Below are 23213 nucleotides of genomic sequence, written 5' to 3' on the forward strand. Positions count from 1 at the left end.
CAGCGGCGCGTTCAGCGAGGCTGCCAACACCACCGGCTCGACCGCGCCGGACACGGCCTCGGGTTCGATCGCCTTTGCCGATGTCGACCTCTCCGACCACCACACGGTGAGCGTCACCGGCGTCACCGCGAGCGGCACCACCTCCGGCCTGGCCGGCAACGCCACGCTGCTGAGCTGGTTCACCCTGGGGGCGGAGACCGACTCCACCAATGGTGCCACCGGCACGCAGGCCTGGAGCTTCTCGGCACAGGACAAGAGCTTCGACTATCTCGCCAATGGCGAGAGCGTCACGCTGACCTACAGCGTGCAGGTCGATGACGGCCACGGCGGCACGGTTTCGCAGCCCGTCACCATCACCGTCACCGGCACCAACGATCTGCCGACCATCGTCGCCGGCTCGACCACCGCCAGCGGCGCGTTCAGCGAGGCTGCCAACACCACCGGCTCGACCGCGCCGGACACGGCCTCGGGTTCGATCGCCTTTGCCGATGTCGACCTCTCCGACCACCACACGGTGAGCGTCACCGGCGTCACCGCGAGCGGCACCACCTCCGGCCTGGCCGGCAACGCCACGCTGCTGAGCTGGTTCACCCTGGGGGCGGAGACCGACTCCACCAATGGTGCCACCGGCACGCAGGCCTGGAGCTTCTCGGCACAGGACAAGAGCTTCGACTATCTCGCCAATGGCGAGAGCGTCACGCTGACCTACAGCGTGCAGGTCGATGACGGCCACGGCGGCACGGTTTCGCAGCCCGTCACCATCACCGTCACCGGCACCAACGATCTGCCGACCATCGTCGCCGGCTCGACCACCGCCAGCGGCGCGTTCAGCGAGGCTGCCAACACCACCGGCTCGACCGCGCCGGACACGGCCTCGGGTTCGATCGCCTTTGCCGATGTCGACCTCTCCGACCACCACACGGTGAGCGTCACCGGCGTCACCGCGAGCGGCACCACCTCCGGCCTGGCCGGCAACGCCACGCTGCTGAGCTGGTTCACCCTGGGGGCGGAGACCGACTCCACCAATGGTGCCACCGGCACGCAGGCCTGGAGCTTCTCGGCACAGGACAAGAGCTTCGACTATCTCGCCAATGGCGAGAGCGTCACGCTGACCTACAGCGTGCAGGTCGATGACGGCCACGGCGGCACGGTTTCGCAGCCCGTCACCATCACCGTCACCGGCACCAACGATCTGCCGACCATCGTCGCCGGCTCGACCACCGCCAGCGGCGCGTTCAGCGAGGCTGCCAACACCACCGGCTCGACCGCGCCGGACACGGCCTCGGGTTCGATCGCCTTTGCCGATGTCGACCTCTCCGACCACCACACGGTGAGCGTCACCGGCGTCACCGCGAGCGGCACCACCTCCGGCCTGGCCGGCAACGCCACGCTGCTGAGCTGGTTCACCCTGGGGGCGGAGACCGACTCCACCAATGGTGCCACCGGCACGCAGGCCTGGAGCTTCTCGGCACAGGACAAGAGCTTCGACTATCTCGCCAATGGCGAGAGCGTCACGCTGACCTACAGCGTGCAGGTCGATGACGGCCACGGCGGCACGGTTTCGCAGCCCGTCACCATCACCGTCACCGGCACCAACGATCTGCCGACCATCGTCGCCGGCTCGACCACCGCCAGCGGCGCGTTCAGCGAGGCTGCCAACACCACCGGCTCGACCGCGCCGGACACGGCCTCGGGTTCGATCGCCTTTGCCGATGTCGACCTCTCCGACCACCACACGGTGAGCGTCACCGGCGTCACCGCGAGCGGCACCACCTCCGGCCTGGCCGGCAACGCCACGCTGCTGAGCTGGTTCACCCTGGGGGCGGAGACCGACTCCACCAATGGTGCCACCGGCACGCAGGCCTGGAGCTTCTCGGCACAGGACAAGAGCTTCGACTATCTCGCCAATGGCGAGAGCGTCACGCTGACCTACAGCGTGCAGGTCGATGACGGCCACGGCGGCACGGTTTCGCAGCCCGTCACCATCACCGTCACCGGCACCAACGATCTGCCGACCATCGTCGCCGGCTCGACCACCGCCAGCGGCGCGTTCAGCGAGGCTGCCAACACCACCGGCTCGACCGCGCCGGACACGGCCTCGGGTTCGATCGCCTTTGCCGATGTCGACCTCTCCGACCACCACACGGTGAGCGTCACCGGCGTCACCGCGAGCGGCACCACCTCCGGCCTGGCCGGCAACGCCACGCTGCTGAGCTGGTTCACCCTGGGGGCGGAGACCGACTCCACCAATGGTGCCACCGGCACGCAGGCCTGGAGCTTCTCGGCACAGGACAAGAGCTTCGACTATCTCGCCAATGGCGAGAGCGTCACGCTGACCTACAGCGTGCAGGTCGATGACGGCCACGGCGGCACGGTTTCGCAGCCCGTCACCATCACCGTCACCGGCACCAACGATCTGCCGACCATCGTCGCCGGCTCGACCACCGCCAGCGGCGCGTTCAGCGAGGCTGCCAACACCACCGGCTCGACCGCGCCGGACACGGCCTCGGGTTCGATCGCCTTTGCCGATGTCGACCTCTCCGACCACCACACGGTGAGCGTCACCGGCGTCACCGCGAGCGGCACCACCTCCGGCCTGGCCGGCAACGCCACGCTGCTGAGCTGGTTCACCCTGGGGGCGGAGACCGACTCCACCAATGGTGCCACCGGCACGCAGGCCTGGAGCTTCTCGGCACAGGACAAGAGCTTCGACTATCTCGCCAATGGCGAGAGCGTCACGCTGACCTACAGCGTGCAGGTCGATGACGGCCACGGCGGCACGGTTTCGCAGCCCGTCACCATCACCGTCACCGGCACCAACGATCTGCCGACCATCGTCGCCGGCTCGACCACCGCCAGCGGCGCGTTCAGCGAGGCTGCCAACACCACCGGCTCGACCGCGCCGGACACGGCCTCGGGTTCGATCGCCTTTGCCGATGTCGACCTCTCCGACCACCACACGGTGAGCGTCACCGGCGTCACCGCGAGCGGCACCACCTCCGGCCTGGCCGGCAACGCCACGCTGCTGAGCTGGTTCACCCTGGGGGCGGAGACCGACTCCACCAATGGTGCCACCGGCACGCAGGCCTGGAGCTTCTCGGCACAGGACAAGAGCTTCGACTATCTCGCCAATGGCGAGAGCGTCACGCTGACCTACAGCGTGCAGGTCGATGACGGCCACGGCGGCACGGTTTCGCAGCCCGTCACCATCACCGTCACCGGCACCAACGATCTGCCGACCATCGTCGCCGGCTCGACCACCGCCAGCGGCGCGTTCAGCGAGGCTGCCAACACCACCGGCTCGACCGCGCCGGACACGGCCTCGGGTTCGATCGCCTTTGCCGATGTCGACCTCTCCGACCACCACACGGTGAGCGTCACCGGCGTCACCGCGAGCGGCACCACCTCCGGCCTGGCCGGCAACGCCACGCTGCTGAGCTGGTTCACCCTGGGGGCGGAGACCGACTCCACCAATGGTGCCACCGGCACGCAGGCCTGGAGCTTCTCGGCACAGGACAAGAGCTTCGACTATCTCGCCAATGGCGAGAGCGTCACGCTGACCTACAGCGTGCAGGTCGATGACGGCCACGGCGGCACGGTTTCGCAGCCCGTCACCATCACCGTCACCGGCACCAACGATCTGCCGACCATCGTCGCCGGCTCGACCACCGCCAGCGGCGCGTTCAGCGAGGCTGCCAACACCACCGGCTCGACCGCGCCGGACACGGCCTCGGGTTCGATCGCCTTTGCCGATGTCGACCTCTCCGACCACCACACGGTGAGCGTCACCGGCGTCACCGCGAGCGGCACCACCTCCGGCCTGGCCGGCAACGCCACGCTGCTGAGCTGGTTCACCCTGGGGGCGGAGACCGACTCCACCAATGGTGCCACCGGCACGCAGGCCTGGAGCTTCTCGGCACAGGACAAGAGCTTCGACTATCTCGCCAATGGCGAGAGCGTCACGCTGACCTACAGCGTGCAGGTCGATGACGGCCACGGCGGCACGGTTTCGCAGCCCGTCACCATCACCGTCACCGGCACCAACGATCTGCCGACCATCGTCGCCGGCTCGACCACCGCCAGCGGCGCGTTCAGCGAGGCTGCCAACACCACCGGCTCGACCGCGCCGGACACGGCCTCGGGTTCGATCGCCTTTGCCGATGTCGACCTCTCCGACCACCACACGGTGAGCGTCACCGGCGTCACCGCGAGCGGCACCACCTCCGGCCTGGCCGGCAACGCCACGCTGCTGAGCTGGTTCACCCTGGGGGCGGAGACCGACTCCACCAATGGTGCCACCGGCACGCAGGCCTGGAGCTTCTCGGCACAGGACAAGAGCTTCGACTATCTCGCCAATGGCGAGAGCGTCACGCTGACCTACAGCGTGCAGGTCGATGACGGCCACGGCGGCACGGTTTCGCAGCCCGTCACCATCACCGTCACCGGCACCAACGATCTGCCGACCATCGTCGCCGGCTCGACCACCGCCAGCGGCGCGTTCAGCGAGGCTGCCAACACCACCGGCTCGACCGCGCCGGACACGGCCTCGGGTTCGATCGCCTTTGCCGATGTCGACCTCTCCGACCACCACACGGTGAGCGTCACCGGCGTCACCGCGAGCGGCACCACCTCCGGCCTGGCCGGCAACGCCACGCTGCTGAGCTGGTTCACCCTGGGGGCGGAGACCGACTCCACCAATGGTGCCACCGGCACGCAGGCCTGGAGCTTCTCGGCACAGGACAAGAGCTTCGACTATCTCGCCAATGGCGAGAGCGTCACGCTGACCTACAGCGTGCAGGTCGATGACGGCCACGGCGGCACGGTTTCGCAGCCCGTCACCATCACCGTCACCGGCACCAACGATCTGCCGACCATCGTCGCCGGCTCGACCACCGCCAGCGGCGCGTTCAGCGAGGCTGCCAACACCACCGGCTCGACCGCGCCGGACACGGCCTCGGGTTCGATCGCCTTTGCCGATGTCGACCTCTCCGACCACCACACGGTGAGCGTCACCGGCGTCACCGCGAGCGGCACCACCTCCGGCCTGGCCGGCAACGCCACGCTGCTGAGCTGGTTCACCCTGGGGGCGGAGACCGACTCCACCAATGGTGCCACCGGCACGCAGGCCTGGAGCTTCTCGGCACAGGACAAGAGCTTCGACTATCTCGCCAATGGCGAGAGCGTCACGCTGACCTACAGCGTGCAGGTCGATGACGGCCACGGCGGCACGGTTTCGCAGCCCGTCACCATCACCGTCACCGGCACCAACGATCTGCCGACGGTGACGGTGACGGCGACCGGCTCGGTGACGGAAGATACGCCGGCCGGCGCCACCGAGGCGACCTCGGGCACCATCAGCTATGCCGACGCCGATGTGACTGACAGCCACACGGTATCGGCGACGTTTGTGTCGTCGACCAATGCGGGCGGCGTCCAGCTGGGCGCGTTGACTGCCTCCAAGACGCTCGACACGTCGGGCGGTACCGGCGGCACGGGAAGCTGGAACTACAGCGTCAATAACTCGGCGATCCAGTTCCTGGGCGCTGGCCAGAGCATTCAGGAGACCTACCAGGTCAAGGTTGACGACGGCCATGGCGGCACCGCCACCCAGAACGTGGTGGTGACCATCAACGGAACCAACGATGCGCCCACATTGACCGTCACACCAGAAGCCTTGAGCAACGAAGCGCAGAATTCAGGCGCTCCGATCGGCGCCGTTGGCACGTTGGTGTCCTCCTTGGTCAGCATTGGGGGCAACGTAACGGACGTCGACAGTGATTCTGTCACTGGCGTCGCCATTACTGCAGCCGATACCTCGCACGGCACTTGGTTCTATTCCACCAACAACGGAAGCACATGGACCGCTCTGAGCGCCGTCAGTGTTTCGTCAGCACAACTGTTAGCGGCCGACGCCAACACGCGTATTTATTTTCAACCCACCTCCGGCTTTGCCGGAACGATCTCCAACGCCATTACTTTCCAAGCCTGGGATCAAACGAACGGAAGCAACGGCGGAACGGGCAACGCTAGCGTTAGCGGCGGATCGACCGCTTTCTCGACAGCCTCCGATATAGCTTCAATTTCCGTTGTCAGCACGACACCCTTCACGCTAACGACAGGCGCTGATACGGTGTTCTTCCTCAGCGGCACCAACACGGTCAGTGGTGCAATCGGGGCGGGCGCGACGCTCAACAATGCCGACAGTCTGACCGGCGGCAGCGGCACGGATACGCTGGCGATCTCGGGCAACAGCGGCACGTTCAACCTCAACAGCCTAGCGAGCTTCACCGGCTTCGAGAACGTGACGCTGAGCGGCACAGGCGACAGCCTGACGCTGAAGAATGGTCAGAACCAAACGATCAATGCCGGCAGCGGCAACACGATCACGCTTGGCACCGGCAATGACACCGTGTCGTTCACCTCGGGCACCAATACCGTGAACGCCACGAGTGCGACGCTCAACGCCGGTGACAGCCTGACGGGTGGGTCTGGTACGGATACGCTGGCACTGAGCGGCGGCGGGACCATCAACTTGAATACGACGCCGGGTGTGTTCACCGGTTTCGAGAACGTCACGACCGACAATACAGTTACAACGCTGACGCTGAAGAACTCCGCCACGCTCGCGGTGACGCTCGGCAATACGACGGGGACGGCAAGCACAGTTACGGGCGGCACTGGATCCGCCAACGCCACGGTGACGCTCAACACTGGCACGGCTACGGTGAATTTGGGCGCCGGCAGTGGCACCAATACCGTGAATGGGGTGATCGGGACGGGAGCCACGCTGCTCGCGGCCGACAGCCTGACTGGTGGGTCGGGAACCGATACGCTGGCGATCTCGGGCAACAGCGGCACGTTCGATCTCAACAGCCTGGCGACCTTTACCGGCTTCGAGAATGTGACGCTGAGCGGCACAGGCGACAGCCTGACGCTGAAGAACGGTCAGAACCAGACGATCAATGCCGGCAGCGGCAACACGATAACGCTTGGCACCGGCAATGACACCGTGTCGTTCACCTCGGGCACCAATACCGTGAACGCCACGAGTGCGACGCTCAACGCCGGTGACAGCCTGACGGGTGGGTCTGGTACGGATACGCTGGCACTGGGCGGCGGCGGGACCATCAACCTGAACACGACGCCGGGTGTGTTCACCGGTTTCGAGAACGTCACGACCGACAATACAGTTACAACGCTGACGCTGAAGAACTCCGCCACGCTCGCGGTGACGCTCGGCAATACGACGGGGACGGCAAGCACAGTTACGGGCGGCACTGGATCCGCCAACGCCACGGTGACGCTCAACACTGGCACGGCTACGGTGAATTTGGGCGCCGGCAGTGGCACCAATACCGTGAATGGGGTGATCGGGACGGGAGCCACGCTGCTCGCGGCCGACAGCCTGACTGGTGGGTCGGGAACCGATACGCTGGCGATCTCGGGCAACAGCGGCACGTTCGATCTCAACAGCCTGGTGACCTTTACCGGCTTCGAGAACGTGACGGTGAGCGGCACAGGCGACAGCCTGACGCTGAAGAACGGTCAGAACCAGACGATCAACGCCGGCAGCGGCAACACGATAACGCTGGGCACTGGCAACGACTCAGTGTCGTTCACGTCCGGTATCAATACCGTAAACGGGGCGATCGGAACCGGCGCGACGCTCAACACGGGCGACAGCCTGACCGGTGGCACCGGCACGGACACGCTAGCGATCTCCGGGAGTAGCGGCTCGTTCGATCTCAACAGTCTTGCGACCTTTACCGGCTTTGAGAACGTGACGCTGAGCGGCACGGGCGACAGCCTGACGCTGAAGAACGGTCAGAACCTGACGGTCAACGCCGGCAGCGGCAACACCATAACGCTGGGCACTGGCAATGACGCCGTGTCGTTCACTTCCGGTACCAATACGGTGAACGCGACGATCGGAACGGGGGCGACGCTGAACAGCGGCGACAGCCTGACCGGCGGCACGGGCACCGACACGCTGGCGATCTCCGGCAATAGCGCGACGTTCGACCTGAACAGTTTGGCCGTGTTCAGCGGGCTCGAGAATGTGACGCTGAGCGGCACTGGCGACAGCTTGACCTTGAAGAACGGTCAGAACCTGACGGTCAACGCCGGCAGCGGCAACACGATAACCCTGGGCACTGGCAACGACACAGTGTCGTTCACTTCCGGTGCCAATGCGGTGAATGCGATAAGCTCGACTCTTAACAACGGCGACAGCCTGACCGGCGGTTCGGGTACCGATACGCTCGCCCTGACCGGTGGCGGCGGTTTCAATCTGAACAGCCTGACCGCATTTACCGGATTTGAGAATATCACAGTCGACAACGGCAATACGACGCTGACGCTGAAGAATGCGGCGACGATCAATGTCACCTTGGGTAACGGCACTGATTCGTTGACCGGCGGCACAGGCGTTGCGAACACCACTGTCACCCTCGGAACGGGTACAGACACGGTCAACTTGGGCAGCGGCAGCGGCAGCAACACAATCAATGCAACCGCTACGGCTCTCTCCGGCTTTGCTGATAGTCTTACGGGTGGCAGCGGAATCGATAGATTGGTCGTGACGGGGGCGGGGTCGAGCGGTGCGCACCTTCTTGGCGGACTGGCTACTGGGTTGCCAAACTTCGAACAGGTTGATCTAACGGGGTCGATCTTTGTCGATCTTCAGTTGGGCGGCAGCAGCCAGACGATTACGGTTACTGAGGGAAGCAACGACACCATTGCCTTCTCAGGAAACAGCAATCTCATAACACTAGGTAGTACGGGAGGTACGCTCAACTTCATTGGCGTAGCGTCTTCAGGTAACACCGCAACACTTGGTACTGGGGTCGACACTGTTTCGTTCGTCGCTGGCACCAACGCGGTGAACGCGACCAGCACGACGCTGAACAGCACCGACAGCTTGACCGGCGGGTCGGGCACGGACACGCTGACGTTGATTGGTGGAGGAACGTTCAGCCTGAACAGTCTGGCGGCGTTCAACGGGTTTGAGACCGTGACGGTCGACAACGCGGCGACGTCTCTCACCTTGCGGAACGGCGGCACCATTGCGGTGACGCTCGGCAACGGCACCGACACCGTGACGGGTGGCACCGGCGCATCGAACGCGACCATTACGCTGGGGACCGGCACCGACACCATCAGCCTGGGTGGCGGCAACGGCACGAATGTCGTCAAGGCGACGAGCGCTACCCTGGTTTCGACGGACAGCCTGACCGGCGGCACGGGGGCGACGGATACGCTGGCGCTGAGCGGCGGCGGGACGTTCAACCTGAACAGTCTGGCGGCGTTCAACGGGTTTGAGACGGTGACGGTCGACAACGCGGCGACGTCTCTCACATTGCGGAACGGCGGCACCATTGCGGTGACGCTCGGCAACGGCACCGACACCGTGACGGGTGGCACCGGCGCATCGAACGCGACCATTACGCTGGGGACCGGCACCGACACCATCAGCCTGGGTGGCGGCAGCGGCACGAATGTCGTCAATGCCACGAGCGCTACCCTGGTTTCGACGGACAGCCTGACCGGCGGCACGGGGGCGACGGATACGCTGGCGCTGAGCGGCGGCGGGACGTTCAACCTGAACAACCTGGCAGCGTTCACCGGGTTTGAGACCGTGACGGTCGACAACGCGGCGACGTCTCTCACCTTGCGGAACGGCGGCGCCATTGCGGTGACGCTCGGCAACGGTACCGACACCGTGACGGGTGGCACCGGCGCGTCGAACGCGACCATTACGCTGGGGACAGGCACCGACACCATCAGCCTGGGTGGCGGCAGCGGCACGAATGTCGTCAATGCCACGAGCGCTACCCTGGTTTCGACGGACAGCCTGACCGGCGGCACGGGAGCGACGGATACGCTGGCGCTGAGCGGCGGCGGGACGTTCAACCTGAACAACCTGGCGGCGTTCAACGGGTTTGAGACCGTGACGGTCGACACCGCGGCGACGTCTCTCACGTTGCGGAACGGCGGCTCCATTGCGGTGACGCTCGGCAACGGCACCGACACCGTGACGGGTGGCACCGGCGCATCGAACGCGACCATTACGCTGGGGACCGGTACCGACACCATCAGCCTCGGAGGCGGCAGCGGCACGAACGTCGTCAATGCGACAGCAAGCACACTGCTTGCCGGCGATAGCCTAACAGGTGGCAGCGGCACGGATAAACTGGTGCTGACCGGCTCGGCAACCTTGGCCGTCGCGAGAATTAACCTGAGCACGGGTCACTTTTTGGACAGCTCAGGCTCACTGCTGTCAGGAGGTATTTCTGGATTCGAAACGATAGACGCGACGAATTATACCGGCACCACTGGCCTGGTCCTGACAGGCACACCCGGAGCCAATACGCTGATAGGTGGATCGGGTGCCGACGTTCTGAATGGGCTTGGCGGTGCCGACACCCTGACCGGCGGTAGTGGCAACGATCAATTCCGGCTGCAGACTAATGGAGGTGGAGTCGCAACGATTACGGATTTCAGCAAAGTAGCCGGTAATCAAGATACAATCGGATTCCTCGGCGGAACGGGTGCTGGTGCTGTGTCGTTTGCCAACACGACAGCCACCAATGCAGGCGCAACAATTTCTGCTGCAGACTTCGATAAAACACAGAACAGCATATCTGCTATCGCAAACGATGAGTCAAATAAGGTCATCGTCATACAAGCTTCACTGACGACTTCGCAGATTCAAACTCAGACTGGCGGAAACGGGCCGCATCCACCCCTCAACGATTATGTTGTCGTATTCAACTCAACTGACGGCAAGGCTGAAATTTGGTTTGACACTAATTGGGCCGATACAGGGAGCAGGGTGCAAGTAGCCACCCTAAACAACATCACTACACTTGCGGGCGTCACCAGTCTAAGTGCGTCGGATTTCGTAGTCTACACTAGCACCTACGCTACGCAGCCTGCCGGTATCTCTGGCGCCCCGATAAATCTTGGTCTGGACAGCCAGGCGCCCGACGACTCGCTCGTGACTGTTTCTGCCTCGGATCTTCTCCCTGGATGGACACTCAATGGCGCTACCCAAAATGCGGATGGCTCCTGGTCGCTGCAGACTGGCGACGTGCGATCGTTGACCGTTAATACGCCGGCCAACTTCACAGGCGCGGCAGTGCTTCACCTGTCACTCACCTGGACGAACCCGGACGGGACAATCGGCAACAGCTCCGTGCCGGACAACGTGGAAGCATATGCACCGGGCTCACCGATATTTGCATGGTCCGGAAACGACCATCTCACCGGATCAAGCGGCAACGACCTGTTCGTCTTCTCTCAACCGATCGGCAACGATGTCATCCATAGCTTCGACATTTCAGCCGACACTCTCGACCTGATCAGCTACGGCTGGCAGAGCTTCAGCGACGTTCAGGCCCATACCGCCGACGATGGCAACGGAAACGCCGTGGTCACGCTTGCTGATGGCCAGACGATCACCCTCGACGGCGTCCATGCGGCAGACCTCACCGCAGCAAACTTCGAATTCGACGTAATGCCCACAGTCGAAAATCCGGGCGCGATGACCATCGGCGACGGCGCGATGCTACCGCTGTCGGGGGTCATCCACAACACCGGCGAGATCGACTTGCAGGCCTCCGGCGACGACACGCTGCTGCAGCTGATCCAGACCGGGATCACGCTCAACGGCGGCGGTCATGTGGTCCTGTCCGACGATGACCACAACGTCATCGCCGGCACGGCCTCCAACGTCACGCTCGACAACGTCGACAACGTGATATCCGGTGCGGGCCAGATCGGGCAGGGCAGCCTCACGCTGAGCAACGAGGGCATCATCGATGCCACCGGCACCCATGCCCTGGTGATCGATACTGGCGCCAACCTGATTGCCAACGACGGCACGTTGGAAGCGACCGGTGCGGGTGGGCTGGTGCTCGCCAGCGCGGTGGCCAACAGCGGCCTGATCTGGGCCAATGGCGGCGCGGTCACAGCGGAGGGAGAGGTTACCGGCAGCGGCAACGCCTTGATTAGTGGGGCCGGCACCATCGAGTTCGGGTCAGCCTCGGCGGCAGGCGTCACCTTCGACACGACCGCCGCTGGTCACCTGATCCTGGACGATGCCTTCCACTTCTCCGGCACGGTGAGCGGCCTCGATGGCAATGACGACATCGACATCAAGGGCGTCGGCTTCGGCGCTGGCACCACGTTGAGCTTCACGGAGAACCAGGCGGGGACCGGCGGCACCCTGTCGGTGTCGGATGGCGCTCACACGGCCAACATCGTCCTGCTCGGTCAATACGATCCGACCGGCTTTGCCGAGAAGGCCGACACCACGAACGGCACGTTGATCACCTATGATCCGCACCACGTCGGCTGAGGGGCGTGAACGCATCTACCATGGGAGAGAACCACGCGAGGAAAAGGCGAACCCCGTATGTTTACTCTCCTGCCTGTTTTGCGCCGGCGGCGGCTATCAACGCGGCCGCCGCCCATGCTAAATGGGGGGATTGGATGATTGATTTTTTTGAATCGTTCGACTGCTGCCCAGGGCAGCCAGCGATCATGTTTAGAAGGTGGCTCCGGCCAATTTCCGCGTGAGTATTTCCCGTAAAAAAGCGGATGAATTCCGGCAGTCGCTGCAAGCCTGCCAGACCTATTTTGTCACTGCGGCCATATTCAGCCTGGCCATTAACCTTCTCTATCTGGCTGGCCCACTTTTCATGCTGCAGGTCTATGACCGCGTGATCTCAAGCGCCAGCGAGATCACGCTCCTGATGCTGACGCTTGCGCTGTTGCTGGCGTTCATGGCGCTAGCTGGACTCGATGCGGTCCGCGCACGTGTACTGACACGCACCAGCATTCGCCTCGATCGGATGATCGCGCCGCGGGTGATGACCGCCATCATCGACCATTCGGCAAAAATCGGCGGCGCGCGCAGCCAGCTGCTGCGCGATTTTGATACGTTTCGCCAGTTCATAACCGGGTCTGGAATTCACGCAGTCTTCGATCTACCGTGGTCGCCCATCTACATCGCGGTGATCTTTTGCCTGCACCCGTTCCTGGGCGCTTTTGCGCTGGGGTGCTCGATTATCCTAGTTCTAATGGCCTTTCTCAACGAATCGATCGTCAAACCTCCGCTCTCCGAATCCAGCGAGGCGGCAAATCGAAATTACAGTTTTACGGAGATGAGCCTGCGCAACACCGAAGTGGTACGCGCCATGGGGATGACCGCGGGCCTTCTGAATCGCTGGAGTAAGGACCGCGACCGAATGCTGGAGCGCCAGGTCGCCGCGAGCGATCGCGCGGCAACGATGCAGAGCATGATCCGTTTCCTGCGGCTGTCGATGCAATCGTTGATCCTTGGTCTCGGTGCCTATCTCGTGATAGAGCGCATGACCACCGCCGGTGCCATGTTTGCCGCCAGCATCCTGCTTGGCCGTGCGTTGCAGCCGATTGAACAGATCGTCGGATCCTGGCGCAGCCTCATCTCCGCCCGCGGTGCATTCCTGCGGGTGCGCGAGTTGTTGGGAGCCAATCCGCCGCGCCAATCTGGACTGACGCTGCCGCGACCCGAGGGCCGTCTTTCCGTCGAAGCGCTGTCTTTTGCCGCGCCTGGAACATCAAAGCCCATTCTGCGCGGCGTCACCTTCCAAATCGAACCGGGTGAAGTCTTGGGGATTATCGGCCCCTCTGGCGCCGGCAAATCCACGCTCGCGCGCCATATCGTTGGCGTTCAGGCACCGTCCGCAGGTGCCGTCCGGCTTGACGGATCCGATGTTTCGACCTGGATCAGGTCGTCACTTGGCCAGCATCTCGGCTATCTTCCGCAGGATATCGAGCTGTTTGCCGACAGTATCGCGGCCAACATCTGCCGGTTCGATCGAAAAAAGGACAGCGAGATCATTGCGGCGGCGAAGATGGCCGGTGTGCACGAGATGATCCTGCGGCTGCCCGAGGGTTATGATACGCAAGTCGGGGAGGGCGGCGCAATTCTGTCCGGTGGCATTCGCCAGCGCATCGCCCTTGCTCGTGCGGTTTACGGCAATCCGAGCCTCGTTGTACTCGATGAGCCAAGCTCGAACCTCGATTCGGAAGGGGATGCCGCGCTCTCAGAGTGCATCATGGAGCTAAAAAAGCGCGGAACCACCGTGGTGATCATTTCGCATCGGCCGGCCACCATCGGCGTGGTGGATAAGGTCTTGGTGTTGCGTGAGGGCGTCGCCGAGATGTTCGGGCCCCGCCACGAAATCCTCTCGCGTCTCACGCGGCCCGTGCCGGTTCCGGCGGTTCGGGGAGCGGCCGGTTAGGAAAAATCATGGCATTGCTTGATGTCCCAGACTTATCGATGCGCCCCGCCGCCCCACGCGGGACAAAGCGCGCGAACCAGGACAGCGCGCCAAGCGACTCCATTCGCAAGATTGCGTTGGCAGGATGGCTGATCATCGCCATCTTTTTCGGCGGTATCGGGACCTGGGCGGTGACAGCGCCGCTCAACGGCGCGGTGGTTGCGAACGCGGTCGTGAAGGTCGATGGCAACCGCAAGAGCCTCCAGCACCTCGATGGCGGGATCGTCAAGGAATTGCATGTGAGGGAAGGTGACAGGGTGCTCGCAGGCGATTTGCTGATCGTCCTGGACGAAACCCAGGCTCGCGCCGAACATGAGGTGCTGACGCAGCAATATGCCGTGCTTCGTGCGTCGGAAGTCCGGCTCCTAACCGAGCTCGACCATGGCTCCCAACTTGTCATGCCGCCGGATCTGAAGGCGCGCTCTGACGATCCCTATTTCAAGAGCGTCTGGAACGGGCAGCTCAGTCAGTTTGACACCCGCCGAGCATCGCTCGAAGGGCAACGAAGCGTTGTCCGCGAGAAGATCAATCAGCTGGGGTCCCAGATCGTTGGCGCGGAAGCGCAGGTGAAGTCGTACACCAACCAGATCGACTCAGTGCGCAAGGAGGCCAAGGACGTCGCTCCGCTCGTCGAGCGAGGGCTAATCGCCCGTCCACGCATCCTGCAGCTGGAGCGGACCGCGTACGGCCTCGAGGGCCAGATCGCCGATGCAAACGCCAGCATCGCCAAGGCGCGCCAGGCGATTGCGGAACAGGAACAGCAGATCGCGCAGTTCGACAACGACCGGATGACCGATGTCACCAAGGACTTGCGCGACACCCAAGCCAAGCTGCTGGAGGTTATCCCGAAGGCGATGAACGCCAAGGCGGTGCTGGGCCGAATGGAAATTCGTGCGCCCTATACCGGACGCGTGGTTGGCCTTAGCGTGTTTTCGATGGGAGGCGTGATCCAACGCGGCGACAAGATCCTGGACATCGTACCTGATGAGGATTCGCTGACGATCGAAGCGCAGGTGGCGGTCGAAGATATCAGCGACGTCCATCCGGACACGCGCGCCGAAGTTCACCTGACGGCCTACAAGCAGCGCATCGTTCCAATCATTCACGGCGACGTCATTCAGATCTCGGCGGACCGTTTGACGGATCCCAAGACCAACAACCCCTACTACACGGCCTTCGTTCGGATCGACCAGAACGAATTGGCCGCCATGCCCAACATCCGCCTCTACCCGGGGATGCCGGCAACCGTGATGATCCCAACGGTCCAGCGAACCGCTTTTGATTACATCGTGGGGCCGCTGGTGATGTCGTTCAATCACGCGTTCCGGCAGAAGTGAGTGAGTCTTGGACCGATCCCTTGAGGCCAGTCTGGTTCGCTGGCGCCCAATTGTTTTGAAGTCGCTGTTGCACCTTCGCCACCAATAACGCTGCTGTGCAGGTCTATGCTGCTCCCTGCAACAGGGCGCTCTCATGTATGACGTATATTTGGGTAGGAAAAACGATCTGCTGGTGATCCGGCGTGGGCTTCCCATCCCTTCGAAGTTGGGCGGAAGCTGGCGCAAAAAGAAGCGCACCGTGTGATCGGTGAGCAAAAGTATTCGGGAGGACGCCGAAAAGCGTGGCTACCACTGGCGCAAGCTGGCCAGTCGGGTTCGGTGAGACAGCTACGTTGAAGAGCACGTTCTGCTCTAACGCTCGCCTTAAGGCTCTGGTTACCGTTTTCGGCCAGCATTCGCTATTGTAGGTAGGTCGTGATCAGCGACAGCGAAGTTTCGATCCAATGTGAAACTCTGACAGCCCGGTTGGCGGTCTCTTTCGTAGGGGGGCCCATTATGATCAAGGGCTTTGCAATAGCCGCATTGGCGATGTTGGGAGCATCGCAGGTAGATCAGTATCTCACACATGGTCGGTACACCGACGCGACGCTGGCCATGCTGAGGCAGATCAGGCACTCATTTCGCATTTGAAACGCCCGGCGCGTCAACACACGCAGCAGCTCCAGCCTCTCTGCCTGTTCGAGCGAACATTCAGGTCCAGAAGCTTCATTCGCAGCTCCTCGACGAGGAACGCAGCAGGCAATCCGCGGCGCCGGTGGGCGCGAGCAAGCCGCCGCTGCCGATCACGCAGTAGCGACAATCGATGAGCGCCATCATCGCTGCCATACTGGACTAATGCAACGCGACAGATCGATCCCTAGCCCGCTGGATGCCACCGGCAAGCGCCTTTGCGTATAGCTCGCGTGCCTTCGTCACATCGCCGCGTGTTCCGTACGTCTTCCACGTGGAAAGAACGAGGGGATCATATGTCTCCGCGAGCATGAAGCTCGCCTGTGCGTTACCCGTCTCGACAGCGTGTTCGAGCACGATCCGCGCTGCACCGATATCCCCCTGGCCGAGCAGGGCGCTGGCGCGCATCAGCAACCTAGCCGCTTCCGGACCGCCTTGCGCCTCAGCGACCGCTGGCTGCTCTGTCGCAGCCGCCTCCGCGGCTTGAGCCAGCGTGGGTTCGCGGCCCGGCGCCTCGGTCCGGTCACGCTCCTTCTTCAGAGACTGTCGCAGCTCCGCCGTCATGCTCTCGGCAGCTTCCTTGAGTTGCTTGAGCTGCGCCGCTTCGTCACCCGCCCTGCTCGCCAGCGCCACCTGCCTCTCGATGTCCCGCTGCGCCCTCGCGAGCTCGCTCGTCAGTGCCTCGGCCCTGTCGTGCTCTTTCTGCAGAGACTGTCGCAACTCTGCCGTCGCGCTCTCGGCGGCCTTCTTCTCCTGCGTAGCCACGTCGCCCGCCTTGCTTGATAGCGCCACCTGCGTCTCGAGGTCCCGCCGCACCCTCGCAAGCTCGGCAGTCAGTGCCTCGGCCCTGTCGTGCTCCTTCTGCAGAGACTGTCGCAGCTCCGCGGTCGCGCTCTCGGCTGCCTTCTTCACCTGCACCGCTTCGTCACCGGCCTTGCTTGACAGCGCCAGCCGGGTCTCTAGGTCCTGTCGCGCCCTCGCAAGCTCGCCAGTCAGCGCCTCAGCCCTGTCATGCTCCGTCTTCAATGACTGTCGGAGCTCCGCCGTCGCGCTCTCGGCGGCCTTCTTCACCTGCATCGCCTCGTCACCGGCCTTGCTTGACAGCGCCAGGTGCGTGTCGAGGTCCCGCCGGGCCTTCGCGAGCTCACCAGTCAGTGCCTCGGCCCTGTCGTGCTCCGTCTTCAAAGACTGTCGAAACTCCGCCGTCGCCTTCTCGGCGGCCTGATTGCGCTGCGCCGCCTGGTCGCGCGCCTTGCTCGGCACCGCCAGTTGCGTTTCGATGTCACGTCGTGCCTTCGCCAGCTCGTCCGCCAGTGCCTCGGCCCTGTCGTGTTCCTTCTGCAGAGACTGTCGCATCTCCGCCATCCCGCTTTCCGCGGCTTGACGGAGCTGCGTCGCCTGATCGCGCGCCTTATTCGCCCGCGCTACCTGCATCTCAATGATCTGCTTCGCGCTCGCCAGTTCATTTGCTGGGGCCTCTGCGCGGCGCCGCTCCTTTTCCAAAGACTGCTGCGCTTCCGGCTGCATTGCCTCCGCACCTTGCTTGCCCTGCGCAGTATCCCGCGGTGCCGGTGGGATCGCTCGGTCGGCTTGCTGATGAGGAGCCGAATCCCGCGCCGATGAACCGGCTTTTTGGAGGTCCTCTACTGGGACTTGGGTCTCTTGCTTGACGGCCTCCACGCCAACTGTGCCAGGGCTGACGTTATCCTGCTCACCAATGTATCGCGTCACATAGGAGCCGAGCTCGGCGTGGAAATACCAGCCGATGAGCGACGTCCCGACCATCAGCGCGGCGATCGAGGCGATGGAGCGCCGCGCAGTCGGTCCGCGCTGCTGTCTGCTCTGCGCGGCCCGCACATCAGCGAGGACGCCAGTGACCGAGTCCGCGTTCGTAACCAGACGAGTTAATTCCGTCACCCTCGCGCGTTCGGCCAGGCCCGAGGGGAAACAAAAGGAGCGCGGCGACGCCGGGGGAGCGATCGATCCAGTTTCCCTCGGCGGAAGAGATTCATCTTGCAGAATAAATTCATCACCTTCCTCGGGAAGGTGCATTGTTAGCCAATGCGTCGCCGTGATCTCGCTTGGCTCGCCATTTTTCTTAATCCACCCGCGCCCGTCGGCCGACCACTGAGCAGATTCGAAGCTTCCGCTCACGTCATCCTCAAGAATGACGAATGTCCCATCCTTTGGAGCGGTGTCGATCAAGCGGCGCATGAAAAAGACGCCTATTCGAAGCGGCTATCCAATTTTTCAGAAGGACTTCGCGAATACACAGACCGTACTCCACCCCATCAAAGGCCTCAAGATAATAGTCATTTGGGTGCCTGAGCTGGAGGCGGACTCGCTGCAGAGCGCGAGGGGCTGGAGACTTCGGTTGCGGTCCGATCGTGGATGGCGTGGCCCGCATCCGATCTACCAGGCTGCGCGCGCCACGGCCGCGAGCCGAAACTTGTCCGCCCGTGCCGCCAAAGCAGATTACCGCTTATGCGCGTCGACGCGGAGCAGGTTCAAGCAAGAACAATGTCCTGCCGGAGCGAAACGTCCAGAAGCTTCATTCGCAGCTCCTCGAGGAAGAGCGCAGCAGGCAATGGGCAGCGGCGGCCAACGCGGAAAAAGCCGCCGGCGGTCACCCAGTGGCGGCAATCGACCGCCGAGAGTTGCGGGGGCCCGGAGGGATTCCGGGACCTGTTTCTGAGACGTGCGAACCTTGAGAACGACGGATTTACCGATTTTTCCCGGAAAGACATGCCGTCGATCGGATTTTGAGGCTTCATTTCGGATGGTCGTTTTCGCGGAATCTTCCTCGGTTTCGAACTTGGCGGGCTGTCACCGTATTTGCACGGAGCAGCCAGGCTTGCAATGTCCTGAAATGCAAAAACCCCTATAATTCAAGAGATTTCGCGCGTTCGGCTCGAAGCATCCTCCGCCAAAGAGGCTGTCAGCAGCTGCACCGGTAGGGTTAACGAACGATTACCAATCGACAGCATTCTCGCAGCGGATTATAAGAAAATCCTAGTTGGCACCGGATTTTGCCCCGCCAACACGTTGCGTAAATTCATTCGTAAAAGGGATATTTTCCTATGCTCAAGATTTACATTCAGACCTCGGAAGCCTTCAAGCGTCTCGGCTCGGACAAGGACGGCGTTGTGTCGTTCGAGTACGTGATCGTCGCTGCCTGTATCGTCGGCGCCGTTGCCGCTGCGTTCGGCACCGACGCTAACGGTGCCATCGGCAAGGCGCTGACCACTGCGATCGGCAAGATCACCACCGCGGTCGCCAACGCGGCCTGATTGATCAGCTGCAGCCAGAGGCGCGACCTGGGCTCGTTCGCAGCCGACCCGTTGGCGGGTTTTCTGCCAACGGTGCCTTACGATTACGCGCATCATTCATTGTCAAAGCAGGGATTACCTCTATGCTCAAGATTTACATCCAGACCTCGGAAGCCCTCAAACGTTTCGCCTCGGACAAGGACGGCGTTGTGTCGTTCGAGTACGTGATCGTCGCCGCCTGTATCGTCGGCGCCGTTGCCGCTGCGTTCGGCACCGACGCTCAGGGTGCCATCGGCAAGGCGCTGACCACTGCGATCGGCAAGATCACGACCGCGGTCGCCAACGCGGCCTGATTGATCGCCTGCGGCGAGAAGCGAGCCCTGGGCTTGTTTGCAACCGATGCCGTTGACGGGATTTTCTGCCAACGGTGCTTCACGATTACGCGCATCATTCATTGTCAAAGCAGGGACTACCCCTATGCTGAAATATCACATTATGCTGAAATATTACATCAAGGCGAAAGAAGCCTTGGCACTTCTGCGCACGGACAGGGACGGCGTTGTGTCGTTCGAGTACGTGATTGTCGCCGCCTGCATCGTCGGCGCCGTTGCCGCTGCGTTCGGCACCGACGCTCAGGGTGCCATCGGGACTGCGCTCACGACTGCAATCGGCAAGATCACCACCGCGGTCGCCAATGCCGCTTGAGGCAGAGACCGTCTGACGATGGGGGCATTGCTATGTGCCCCCATCTCGCCCGAGGCAGAGTTTCATGAGCTGGATTGCGTCCACGACCTCGTGTCTGGAAATCGCATTGTTGTTGTATGTCGCAACGATCGATATCGCGACACGGTTGATCCGCAACGAAATCTGTCTGGCACTGGCGCTCCTTGGGATCGCTGGTCAATTGGCCAGCCCGATGCAGATCGGCCAGTCGTTGATCGTTGCCGCAATCCTGTTTCTGGTGCTGTTCGTGATGTACCAGCGCGGAATGATCGGCGGCGGTGACGTCAAGTTGCTGGTTGCTCTGGCGGTCGGTCTGCCTTTGGAAGGCGTGATTGGGCTGTTGACCGTAACTGGATTGGCCGGCGGCGTCCTCGCTGCGGTGCACCTGATGATGCGCCGCCTGCCGCATCCGAAGCTGGCGCCCGCCGGATCGTCGCTGGTGCGAAGGGTCTACGCGGTCGAGCGCTGGCGTCATTTGCGACATGCGCCGCTGCCCTACGGGGTTGCCATCGCATGCGGCGGTATCTGGACTATTTTGAACGAAGGACTTTTTTGAGCAAAGGATTTTGACATGTCGTCCGCTTTGCGCGTCTCAATCATTATGGTGCTGTTGCTTGCGGCTACGGCGCTCGGGCTAATTGCCTTCAACCTGAACCAGCCGAGAGACGCTGTCGTGGCGCAGGTGGTCGCGGAAAAGGCGCCGCCCGCGCCGGCGACCGTCGGTTACTTTGTTACGACACGTGCGCTTTCGAAAGGGACGCTGGCGCGCGACGAGGATTTCGCGGTGCGCCAGGCGGCGCCGAACCGCATCCCCGCTGGGGCGATCCTCGAAACGCCTGACTCCAAGGCCGGACTTCCCGGATCTCTGGTTCGCAAGTTCGTCGAAGCCGGCAGCGCGATTACCCTGGAGGACATTCTGCGTCCGAAGGATCGTGGCTTCCTTGCCAGCGTTCTGGCGCCGGACAGCCGCGCGATCAGCATCAAGGTCGACGAGGAAACCGGCGTCTCGGGGCTGATCAGGCCCGGCGACAATGTCGACGTGGTGTTGACCCAGGTGTTCGAGAAGGTGGATCCAGCGCGTCGCGCCGTGAGCGAGACCGTTCTTTCCAACGTTCGCGTGATCGCGATCGATCAGGAGATCGCGCAAGGCGGGCGTACCGTCACAAATGCTGTTGTAGGCAAGACGGCGCAAACCGTATCATTGGAGCTCACTCCGGAGCAGGTCAAGAAGGTCTCGGTCGCAAAACAGCTTGGAACGCTCTCGCTCGTGGTTCGAGCGGCGGCTGAGCAGTGGGACAGGGCCGATACGGGTGCGACATCTAGCTGCGATGTGTCGCCCGAACTGGCGCGACAGAACGCGGTCGCCGGCCAGAGCACAACGGTGGCGATCTACACTGGCAGTGACGTCAAGCAATACTCGGTCAGGAAACAGGACCAGGGTGGCTCCGTCCTCGTCGGTTGCGACGGAGTATCAGAGGTCCGTCAGTCGAGAGCGGTGGTGGGTGACGCCAGCAAGGGGCCGGAGAAACGTTGATGAGTGTGAACATGGCTGTGATGGAAACACCCGAAGAGACGACGTCTGTTCTCACGCGTAACCGTATCGTCTGCTTCGTGAACGATGAGCTGAGCGCTGCGGCCCTGCGCAAGGGACTCGATGGCAGTAACCTGGTGATCCGGCGTGGCACCATCCGTCATGCAACACGCATGCTCGAGACCGACACCGAGCTGTCCGCGCTGGTGACCGATATCAGCGGGATGGATGATCCCTTTACTGAACTTGAGCGTCTGGCCAGCGTCTGCCCGCCCGATGTCAAGGTGTGCTTGATCGGCGACAACAGGGAGATCACCTTCTACCGCGAGTTGATGGAGATCGGTCTTACCGAGTATCTTCCGACGCCGATTACCCGCGACATGGTGCTCGACCAGTTGCGTCCCAAACTGGTCGGTGATGTTACGCCGACCCAGAATGATCGTGGCGGCCATGTGGTCTCGATCTGTGGTGCGCAGGGTGGCGCAGGTGCCACGAGCATCGCCATCAATCTCGCGCTGCAACTGGCCGAAACCACAAAGGCCAAGGTTGCGCTGCTCGACCTGCATCTGCAGAACGGCGAGACCGCGGTGATGCTAGGTGTCCGTCCGGGACCTGGCTTGCGCATTGCCCTTGAAAACCCAATGCGGGCCGACACGCTGTTTCTGGAGCGGACGGCGATCGAAGTGAACGATCGGGTTGTCCTGATTTCCGGCGACGAAGAGCTTGATGCCAAGCTCGACATCACCGAGGCGGGCGTGCGGCATGTGCTGGGTCTGCTCCGCCAGCGGTTCAACTACGTCGTCGTCGACGTGCCGGTGCCCTTCCCGGCCTCGATCTATCCGGTCATCCAGATGTCGCGTCACGTGCTGGTGCTGCTGGAAGCCGAGGTGACCGGTCTGCGAAACGCGCACGCGCTGCGCAACGCGGTCACCAACATCGCGGGCAAGGATCGTGTCTTTACGTTGCTCAATCGTGCCGACCGCCCCGGCGGTCTGCCCAGAGCGACCATCGTCAAGGCCCTCGGTGCAGAGCCGGATATGATCATCCCCGATCTCGGCAAGGGAATGACCCAGGCGGTCAACCTCGGAATTCCGGCGCTGAAGCACGTATCCAGGCTGCGGCGTCACCTCGCGCCGATCGTACGGGAGATCACTGGCGTCGGCTCCATGAAAAAGGCCGGCTGGAAGAGGTGGCTCGGGCTATGAAAAGGTTTGGCAGGCGCGCAGACGACGCACCACTTCGTTTGCCCACACTGATGAAAGGTTCGCCGACGGCTGCACCCAGCGTGCCGCCGGTGCTGCTTGCCACGTCGCCCGCCGCGCCAGATGTGGCGGCGTCGGCGCCGCATGTGGAG

At 62.9% G+C, this 23213-nt stretch carries 10 protein-coding genes; 9 read left to right on the forward strand and 1 reads right to left on the reverse strand.

Annotated elements, in window-relative coordinates:
• The first annotated feature begins 106 nt into the window (after positions 1–106).
• The 3 genes from AAFG13_RS00005 to AAFG13_RS00015 all read left to right on the forward strand — a co-directional run bounded on the left by AAFG13_RS00005 (position 107) and on the right by AAFG13_RS00015 (position 15667).
• The gene (locus AAFG13_RS00005; protein WP_342710725.1) at positions 107–12361 is read left to right on the forward strand and encodes a VCBS domain-containing protein; all 12255 of its coding nucleotides are present in this window, start codon (positions 107–109) and stop codon (positions 12359–12361) included.
• Positions 12362–12578: 217 nt separating this feature from the next.
• A complete protein-coding gene (locus tag AAFG13_RS00010) occupies positions 12579–14291 on the forward strand; it encodes a type I secretion system permease/ATPase (protein WP_342713521.1) in 1713 nt (570 codons plus the stop codon).
• A 38-nt stretch (positions 14292–14329) separates the two neighbouring features.
• Complete coding sequence (locus tag AAFG13_RS00015) at positions 14330–15667, forward strand: HlyD family type I secretion periplasmic adaptor subunit (protein ID WP_342713522.1); 1338 nt, start codon at positions 14330–14332, stop codon at positions 15665–15667.
• An 831-nt stretch (positions 15668–16498) separates the two neighbouring features.
• On the opposite strand, the gene AAFG13_RS00020 is transcribed toward AAFG13_RS00015, so the two are convergent.
• Entirely contained in the window at positions 16499–18550 is a 2052-nt protein-coding gene (locus tag AAFG13_RS00020; protein ID WP_342710726.1) for a hypothetical protein, read from the reverse strand.
• Between the two features lie 866 nt (positions 18551–19416).
• Between AAFG13_RS00020 and AAFG13_RS00025 the strand changes: the two genes are divergently transcribed.
• The 6 genes from AAFG13_RS00025 (at position 19417) to AAFG13_RS00050 (ending at position 23064) form a co-directional block, all read left to right on the forward strand.
• Entirely contained in the window at positions 19417–19626 is a 210-nt protein-coding gene (locus AAFG13_RS00025) for a hypothetical protein (RefSeq protein ID WP_342710727.1), read from the forward strand.
• A 122-nt stretch (positions 19627–19748) separates the two neighbouring features.
• Positions 19749–19958, forward strand: coding sequence for a hypothetical protein (locus tag AAFG13_RS00030; protein WP_342710728.1), 210 nt, complete (start codon positions 19749–19751; stop codon positions 19956–19958).
• A gap of 124 nt (positions 19959–20082) precedes the next feature.
• Positions 20083–20310 (forward strand): hypothetical protein, encoded by a 228-nt coding sequence (locus AAFG13_RS00035; protein ID WP_342710729.1) that lies wholly within the window; start codon positions 20083–20085, stop codon positions 20308–20310.
• 64 nt (positions 20311–20374) lie between these two features.
• Positions 20375–20884 (forward strand): A24 family peptidase, encoded by a 510-nt coding sequence (locus AAFG13_RS00040; RefSeq protein ID WP_342710730.1) that lies wholly within the window; start codon positions 20375–20377, stop codon positions 20882–20884.
• Positions 20885–20929: 45 nt separating this feature from the next.
• The gene (gene cpaB, locus AAFG13_RS00045) at positions 20930–21862 is read left to right on the forward strand and encodes a Flp pilus assembly protein CpaB (RefSeq protein WP_342710731.1); all 933 of its coding nucleotides are present in this window, start codon (positions 20930–20932) and stop codon (positions 21860–21862) included.
• Positions 21862–23064: an AAA family ATPase gene (locus AAFG13_RS00050; RefSeq protein ID WP_342710732.1), complete on the forward strand. Its 1203-nt coding sequence runs from the start codon at positions 21862–21864 to the stop codon at positions 23062–23064. The genes cpaB and AAFG13_RS00050 overlap by 1 nt, the downstream gene beginning before the upstream one ends.
• Positions 23065–23213 lie beyond the last annotated feature (149 nt).

Source organism: Bradyrhizobium sp. B124, from assembly GCF_038967635.1.
GTDB lineage: Bacteria > Pseudomonadota > Alphaproteobacteria > Rhizobiales > Xanthobacteraceae > Bradyrhizobium.